Genomic DNA, 6,000 nt, shown 5'->3' on the forward strand with positions numbered 1-6,000 from the left:
CTGAAGGTAACGATCAGCATTATGCGTTTTTATTGTCGATGTGTGTCTGCCATAGTGGCATCGAGCGTGCCGCATCGTGCGATGCGGTGCGGCCATCTCGCCGGCCTGCCCGGCACGCAGCGTCGAACAGGGAAGAGTGGTGTACCGATGATGGATCATCCGTTGCGCGCCGCACTGGCCGCGGAATTGCATGCCCGGCCGTTCCTGCGGCTCGCCGAAGCCGTGTCGCTCACCCACTACGCGATCTATGCGGACGGCCAGTCCGACCTCCACGAAACGCTGCTGCACGCGCTGTGCCGCGACACCGGCATTGCCGCGCCGCAGGAGGGCGCGACGCACTACGCGGTGCAGTCGCCGTCCGGCTGGCACCTGAAGTGGGAACGCCACACCGAATTCTCGACCTTCACGTTCGTCGCGCCGCGCCGCGACACCAGCTATTTCGACGATCTCGCGATCGAAGGCATCCCGGCCGAGTGGTTCGCGCGGCTCGCCGGCATCCGCTTCGTTGCGGTGCGCATGGAGTTGCTGTCGGGTGATGCCGCGCGGCTCGTGTGCGGCGACCTGCGCCGCTGGATCGACGGGCCCGTGCTCGTCGGCAGCAACGTGCTCGGCGGCGGCAAGGTGTTCTGCGACTGGCATGTGCGCGACGACGGCTTCATGCGCTTTCTCGTCGTCGACGAGGATTTCCGCGAGGAGCAGGGCGGCCGCCTGCTGCAGCGGCTCTATGAAATCGAAACGTACCGGATGATGGCGCTGCTCGCGTTGCCGGTCGCGCGGCGGATGAGCCGCGAGCTCGACGAGATTCACGCGGCTCTGCATGCGCTGATGCAGCGGATGGATGCGAGCGGCGCCGACGGCGACGACGCGGCATTGCTCGTGAAGCTCACGCATCTCGCGGTGCGGGTCGAAGCGCTGTCGGGGTCCGGCGGCCGCTTCAGCGCGTCGCGTGCGTACGAGAAGCTCGTGCTGGCGCGCATCCACGAACTGCGCGAGGAGCGCATCGAAGGCATGCCGACGATCGCGGAATTCATGGAGCGGCGCTTCGCGCCGGCGATGGAAACCTGCCGCAGCGTGTGGGCGCGTCACGAGCAGATCGCCGCGCGCATCGCCCGTGCGGTCGATCTGCTGCGCACGCGCGTAAATCTCGCGCAGGAAAAGGACGTGACGCGCTTGCTGGCGGGCATGGAACGCACCGCGCGCAATCAGCTTCATCTGCAGCACGCGGTGGAAGGGCTGTCGGTGGCGGCCATTTCGTACTACGTGCTGTCGCTCGCGACCGCGGCGTTCAAGGCGCTGCACGTGATGAACCTGCCGGTCGATCCCGAACTGGCGGAAGGCCTGCTGATCGCGCCGGTCGTGTTCGCGGTGATTCACATCACGCGGCGCACGCGCGCGCAGCTCGCGCGCTCGGAGGCCGCGCATGACGGCGCACCCGTGCCGGCGGCGGCGTTGAAGCAGGCAAATTAGAACATCGATGACCTATCAAAAGGAGTGGAGATGACTTTTTCGCAAACGCAACCCGGGTTTTTCAGTGGCCTCGACGCATTCGACGAGCCGGTGTGGGACGACACGGGCGCACCGGAAGAGCAGCGCGTGACGTCGTATCAGGCCGTGCTGCAGGAGCCGATGACGTCGCTCGTCGGCAGCACGATCGATCGGCCGGATGTCGCGGCAGTGGCGATTCTCGGGTACAACTGACGCGCGGTTGTTCCGCGTCGATTCAACGTCACGCGGGCACGCCGGTCGCTTCGACGATCGGGCGCTCGCGCGGGACGGTTCGTGCGTCCTGTGCGACCGCGGCTTGATTCATGCCTGCGTCGGCGTGCCCGCCGCTGAATCCGGTCGCGGTTGCATGTGCTGTGCTCACCCCTTCATTCCGCCCGTCGGCATTCAGCCGGGCGTCTTTTTGCGTGGCGTGCGCGCATCGCCTTCCCCCTTCGATTTTCCCGCCCCGTGCGCGAGCGCCAGCTCGACGAACGCGCGCGCCGCAGCACTGCGGTAAGCCCCCTTGCGCTGCAACAACACTGCGGTACGCCGCAGCACCGCCGGATCGAGCGCGACGGCGACGAGGTCCTCATGCTCGGCGGCGATCGTCGCGGGCAGCAACGTCGCGAGATTCGTGCGGCGCACGATCTCGATCACCGCGCCGATCGAGTTGGCCTCCATCAGCACGCGCGGCTGCACGTCGTGCTCGCGGAAATAGCGGTCGATCTGGCCGCGTGTCGCGAATTCGGCCGTGAGCATCACGAGCGTCGCGTCGCGTAGCGCGCGCTGGCCGGCCGTGCGCTTGTTCGCGAACGTATGCCGGCGGCTCACGACGAGCGCGAGCGTTTCGACCAGCAGCGTCTGCACTTCGATATCGGCGGTCTGCACGTCCTCGAACGCGATGCCGACGTCGAGCTCGTCGTCGACGAGCTCCGCCTCGATGCGTTCCTGCGACATCTCGCGCACCGACAGCGACACGTCCGGATAGCGGCCGTGGAACGCATCGACCAGCGGCCCGACGAGATAGCTCGTGAAGGTCGGTGTGACCGCGATACGCAACGAGCCGCGGCTGAGGTCCTGCACGTCATGAATCGCGCGCCGGCCTTCCGCGAGATCGTGCAGCGCCTGCCGCGCATAGCGGAAATACACGTCGCCCGCGTCGGTCAGCCGCGTGGCACGGCCGGTCCGGTCGAACAGCTGCGCGCCGAGCGTGTCCTCGAGCTGGCGGATCTGCTGCGACAGCGCGGGTTGCGACACGTGCAGCGCGGCCGCGGCGCGCGTGAAGCTGCGATGCTCGGCAACGGCCAGGAAGTAGTTGATATGGCGCAGCAGCATGTCCGTTCCTATAAGTCGTGCTTATGCGATAGATCATAAATCAATCTTTTACGTTATTGGAAGTCGGGCGTAACCTGCCCTTCATCGATCTCGCACGCACCGGAGGACACGCGATGAAGGACATCATCGACGGATTTTTGAAGTTCCAGCGCGAAGCCTATCCGGAGCGCGCCGCGCTGTTCCACGATCTCGCGCGCCGGCAGAACCCGCGGGCGCTGTTCATCTCGTGCTCGGACAGCCGGCTCGTGCCGGAACTCGTCACGCAGCGCGAACCGGGCGACCTGTTCGTGATCCGCAATGCCGGCAACATCGTGCCGTCGTACGGCTCGGAGCCGGGCGGCGTGTCGGCGTCGGTCGAATACGCGGTGACCGCGCTGCGCGTGACGGACGTCGTGATCTGCGGCCATTCCGATTGCGGCGCGATGACCGCGATCGCGACGTGCAAGTGCATGGATCACATGCCGGCCGTCGGCCACTGGCTGCGCTATGCCGATTCGGCGCGCGTCGTGAACGAGGCGCGCACGCATCGCAGCGAGCGCGAGCGAATCGACTCGATGGTGCGCGAGAACGTGATCGCGCAGCTCGCCAACCTGAAGACGCATCCGGCGGTGCGGCTCGCCCGCGAAGAGGGCCGCCTCGTGCTGCACGGCTGGGTTTATGACATCGAGTCGGGGTCGATCGACGCCTACGACGGTGCGACCGGCCGGTTCGTTTCCCTTGCCGAGCATCCCGGCGTTTGTGCCACGCCCGCGGCGCTGTCTGCCGCAGCCTGAAACCTTTCTGCCCACCTACGAGGTATTGCCATGATCCAGTCCCAGCACAGCCAGACCGCGCGCCATGCGCTTGCCGAAACCGTCGTGCTCGCGAAGGCGCGCAAGAACCTGTCGTTCGCGCAGCTTACCGAAGGAACCGGCCTGAGCGAGGCGTTCGTCACCGCCGCGCTGCTCGGCCAGCATGCGCTGCCGGCCGACGCGGCGCGCAGCGTCGCCGACAAGCTCGGCCTCGATGACGACGCGGTGCTGCTGCTGCAGACCATTCCGTTGCGCGGCAGCATCGACGATCGCGTGCCGACCGATCCGACCATCTACCGTTTCTACGAAATGCTGCAGGTGTACGGCACGACGCTGAAGGCGCTCGTCCACGAGAAGTTCGGCGACGGCATCATCAGCGCGATCAATTTCCGGCTCGACGTGAAGAAGGTCGACGATCCCGAGGGCGGGTCGCGCGCGGTGATCACGCTCGACGGCAAGTACCTGCCGACCAAACCGTTCTGATGCGGTTGCCGCGCCGCCGCCGCCAGGTTGCGCGGTGCGGCTCCGCCCGACGTGCGCCGGCCGCCGGCGGCGCACGGTTTCGCCCATCCGTTTCAACGAGGACGCGGTCATGGATTGTGTGACACGCACGATCGATCTCGCGATGAAAAACGTGGAAGAGGGCGGCCACCCGTTCGCGACGGTGATCGTCCGCGACGGCGAGATCGTCGCGGAAAGCCCGAACCTCGTCGCGCAGACCAGCGACCCGACCGCGCACGCGGAGATCCTCGCGGTGCGCGACGCGTGCCGCAAGCTCGGCACCGAGCACCTGATCGACTGCGAGATCTGCATCCTCGCGAGCCCGTGCCCGATGTGCCTCGGATTGCTGTACTACCGCAGCCCGAAGCGCGTGATCTACATCACGACGATGCGCCGTTCTATCGTGACGACCGCAAGTACTTCGAGCTGGACACGTTCTATGCCGAATATGCGAAGCCGATCGAGGAGCGGCGCCTGCCGATGGTCCAGTAGAAGCACAGCGACGCGATTCGCGTCTATCGGCGCTGGAAGGAACTGAACGCGAAGTGATGCAAGCCGCGTGACGCAGCCGTCGCGACTGCTCGTTTTCCCCACCTTCCGCTCCGCCTGGCGGCCATCGTGCCGGCCGGGCGTCCGCCCGTGCGTTGCCGCGCGGGCGTCCCCCCTGTTCCCCGTTTTCCCACCCTGCCAAACATCGACTCCGTTCAATGTCCGGAACGGAAATCCGCGATCCAAAAAGTTTTTGACGGGTTTAAAAATTCGCACTGGAGACGACAGAAACGTGCGGAAAGCCCGATGAAAACCGATGAAATCATTATGACAGCCAGCGCGGCGGATGATGCCGGCGACGTGCCCGACCGGCCGCTGCCGATCGCCGTGCGCAATGGGTTGGCGCGGTTGCACGCGACGGCCGGATGCCGTCGCCGCTGATCGTCGCACGTTGCCCCCGATACCTGCTTCCTTGCGCGACTCGATCCGGACGAGGAATCGCTCGATCCCTCTCCGCCGGCACCGCGCGACCGTACGCCTGGTCGCGCCGCAGGCCGCCTGCCGGACGCGTGCCGCGCCGGCCGGCGGTCGAGCCTGACGCCCGACATTCGCTTACCTTGCTCAAAACGGACCATCATGAAACGGGATTCATTCAGTACACCTGATGCAGTGCGTCGCGCGGCGACGACCGACATGCTCAAGCCGAACGACGCGTTCGTGCGCATCGAAAACGTCGTGAAGAAATTCGGCGACAGCACCGCCGTCGACAACGTGAACCTGACGATCGCGAAGAACGAGCTGTTCGCGCTGCTCGGCAGCTCCGGCTGCGGCAAGTCGACGCTGCTGCGCATGCTCGCCGGGCTGGAGACGGCCACCTCCGGCAAGATCTTCGTCGACGGCGAGGACCTTGCCTCGCTGCCGCCGTACCGGCGCCCGGTCAACATGATGTTCCAGTCGTATGCGCTGTTCCCGCACATGTCGGTCGAGTCGAACGTCGCGTTCGGGCTGAAGCAGGAAGGCACGCCGAAGCACGAGATCAAGGAACGCGTGGCCGACGCGCTCGCGCTGGTGCAGATGAGCAAGTACGCGAAGCGCAAGCCGCATCAGCTGTCCGGCGGCCAGCAGCAGCGCGTCGCGCTCGCACGCTCGCTGGTCAAGCGCCCGAAGCTGCTGCTGCTCGACGAGCCGATGTCCGCGCTCGACAAGAAGATCCGCCAGAAGACCCAGCTCGAACTCGTGAACATCATCGAGAAGGTCGACGTGACCTGCGTGATGGTCACGCACGACCAGGAAGAGGCGATGACGATGGCGAGCCGCCTCGCGGTGATGAGCGAAGGCAAGATCGTGCAGATCGGCACGCCCGGCGAAGTATACGAATACCCGAACAGCCGCTTCTCGG

Annotated in this window: 9 protein-coding genes; 7 read left to right on the top strand and 2 right to left on the bottom strand. The window is 66.0% G+C overall.

The features are described 5' to 3' along the window. Nucleotides 1-147: 147 nt before the first annotated feature. Both PI86_RS12760 and PI86_RS12765 read left to right on the top strand, forming a co-directional pair. The gene (locus PI86_RS12760) at nucleotides 148-1,467 is read left to right on the top strand and encodes a DUF3422 family protein (protein WP_039322813.1); all 1,320 of its coding nucleotides are present in this window, start codon (nucleotides 148-150) and stop codon (nucleotides 1,465-1,467) included. Between the two features lie 30 nt (nucleotides 1,468-1,497). Beyond that, a complete protein-coding gene (locus PI86_RS12765; protein ID WP_014900461.1) occupies nucleotides 1,498-1,698 on the top strand; it encodes a hypothetical protein in 201 nt (66 codons plus the stop codon). Nucleotides 1,699-1,726: 28 nt separating this feature from the next. On the opposite strand, the gene PI86_RS17355 is transcribed toward PI86_RS12765, so the two are convergent. Together PI86_RS17355 and cynR are read right to left on the bottom strand one after the other, a co-directional pair. Beyond that, a complete protein-coding gene (locus tag PI86_RS17355) occupies nucleotides 1,727-1,867 on the bottom strand; it encodes a hypothetical protein (protein WP_161792368.1) in 141 nt (46 codons plus the stop codon). Between the two features lie 23 nt (nucleotides 1,868-1,890). Continuing rightward, nucleotides 1,891-2,820 (bottom strand): transcriptional regulator CynR, encoded by a 930-nt coding sequence (gene cynR / locus PI86_RS12770; protein ID WP_039322817.1) that lies wholly within the window; start codon nucleotides 2,818-2,820, stop codon nucleotides 1,891-1,893. Nucleotides 2,821-2,933: 113 nt separating this feature from the next. On the opposite strand from cynR, the gene PI86_RS12775 reads away from it, so the two are divergent. The 5 genes from PI86_RS12775 to PI86_RS12790 all read left to right on the top strand — a co-directional run. Then, nucleotides 2,934-3,593 (top strand): carbonic anhydrase, encoded by a 660-nt coding sequence (locus tag PI86_RS12775; RefSeq protein ID WP_039322820.1) that lies wholly within the window; start codon nucleotides 2,934-2,936, stop codon nucleotides 3,591-3,593. A gap of 30 nt (nucleotides 3,594-3,623) precedes the next feature. Continuing rightward, nucleotides 3,624-4,094 (top strand): cyanase, encoded by a 471-nt coding sequence (cynS, locus tag PI86_RS12780; protein WP_014900458.1) that lies wholly within the window; start codon nucleotides 3,624-3,626, stop codon nucleotides 4,092-4,094. 109 nt (nucleotides 4,095-4,203) lie between these two features. After that, nucleotides 4,204-4,650 carry a nucleoside deaminase gene (locus PI86_RS12785; RefSeq protein ID WP_235362753.1) on the top strand — a complete coding sequence of 149 codons (447 nt, stop codon included), beginning with the start codon at nucleotides 4,204-4,206 and terminating at the stop codon, nucleotides 4,648-4,650. A gap of 257 nt (nucleotides 4,651-4,907) precedes the next feature. Next, nucleotides 4,908-5,042 carry a hypothetical protein gene (locus tag PI86_RS17880; RefSeq protein ID WP_268745913.1) on the top strand — a complete coding sequence of 45 codons (135 nt, stop codon included), beginning with the start codon at nucleotides 4,908-4,910 and terminating at the stop codon, nucleotides 5,040-5,042. Between the two features lie 252 nt (nucleotides 5,043-5,294). Then, the coding region (locus tag PI86_RS12790; protein WP_235362754.1) for an ABC transporter ATP-binding protein at nucleotides 5,295-6,000 on the top strand (706 nt) is incomplete at its 3' end.

This window comes from Burkholderia sp. A9 (assembly GCF_000801975.1).

Bases quoted from the DNA above. Each gene is read 5' to 3' on its own strand.
- PI86_RS17880 (WP_268745913.1), top strand. From the start codon at position 4,908: ATGAAAACCGATGAAATCATTATGACAGCCAGCGCGGCGGATGATGCC.
- PI86_RS12775 (WP_039322820.1), top strand. From the start codon at position 2,934: ATGAAGGACATCATCGACGGATTTTTGAAGTTCCAGCGCGAAGCCTAT.
- cynR (WP_039322817.1), bottom strand. From the start codon at position 2,820: ATGCTGCTGCGCCATATCAACTACTTCCTGGCCGTTGCCGAGCATCGC.
- PI86_RS12765 (WP_014900461.1), top strand. From the start codon at position 1,498: ATGACTTTTTCGCAAACGCAACCCGGGTTTTTCAGTGGCCTCGACGCA.
- cynS (WP_014900458.1), top strand. From the start codon at position 3,624: ATGATCCAGTCCCAGCACAGCCAGACCGCGCGCCATGCGCTTGCCGAA.
- PI86_RS12760 (WP_039322813.1), top strand. From the start codon at position 148: ATGATGGATCATCCGTTGCGCGCCGCACTGGCCGCGGAATTGCATGCC.
- PI86_RS12785 (WP_235362753.1), top strand. From the start codon at position 4,204: ATGGATTGTGTGACACGCACGATCGATCTCGCGATGAAAAACGTGGAA.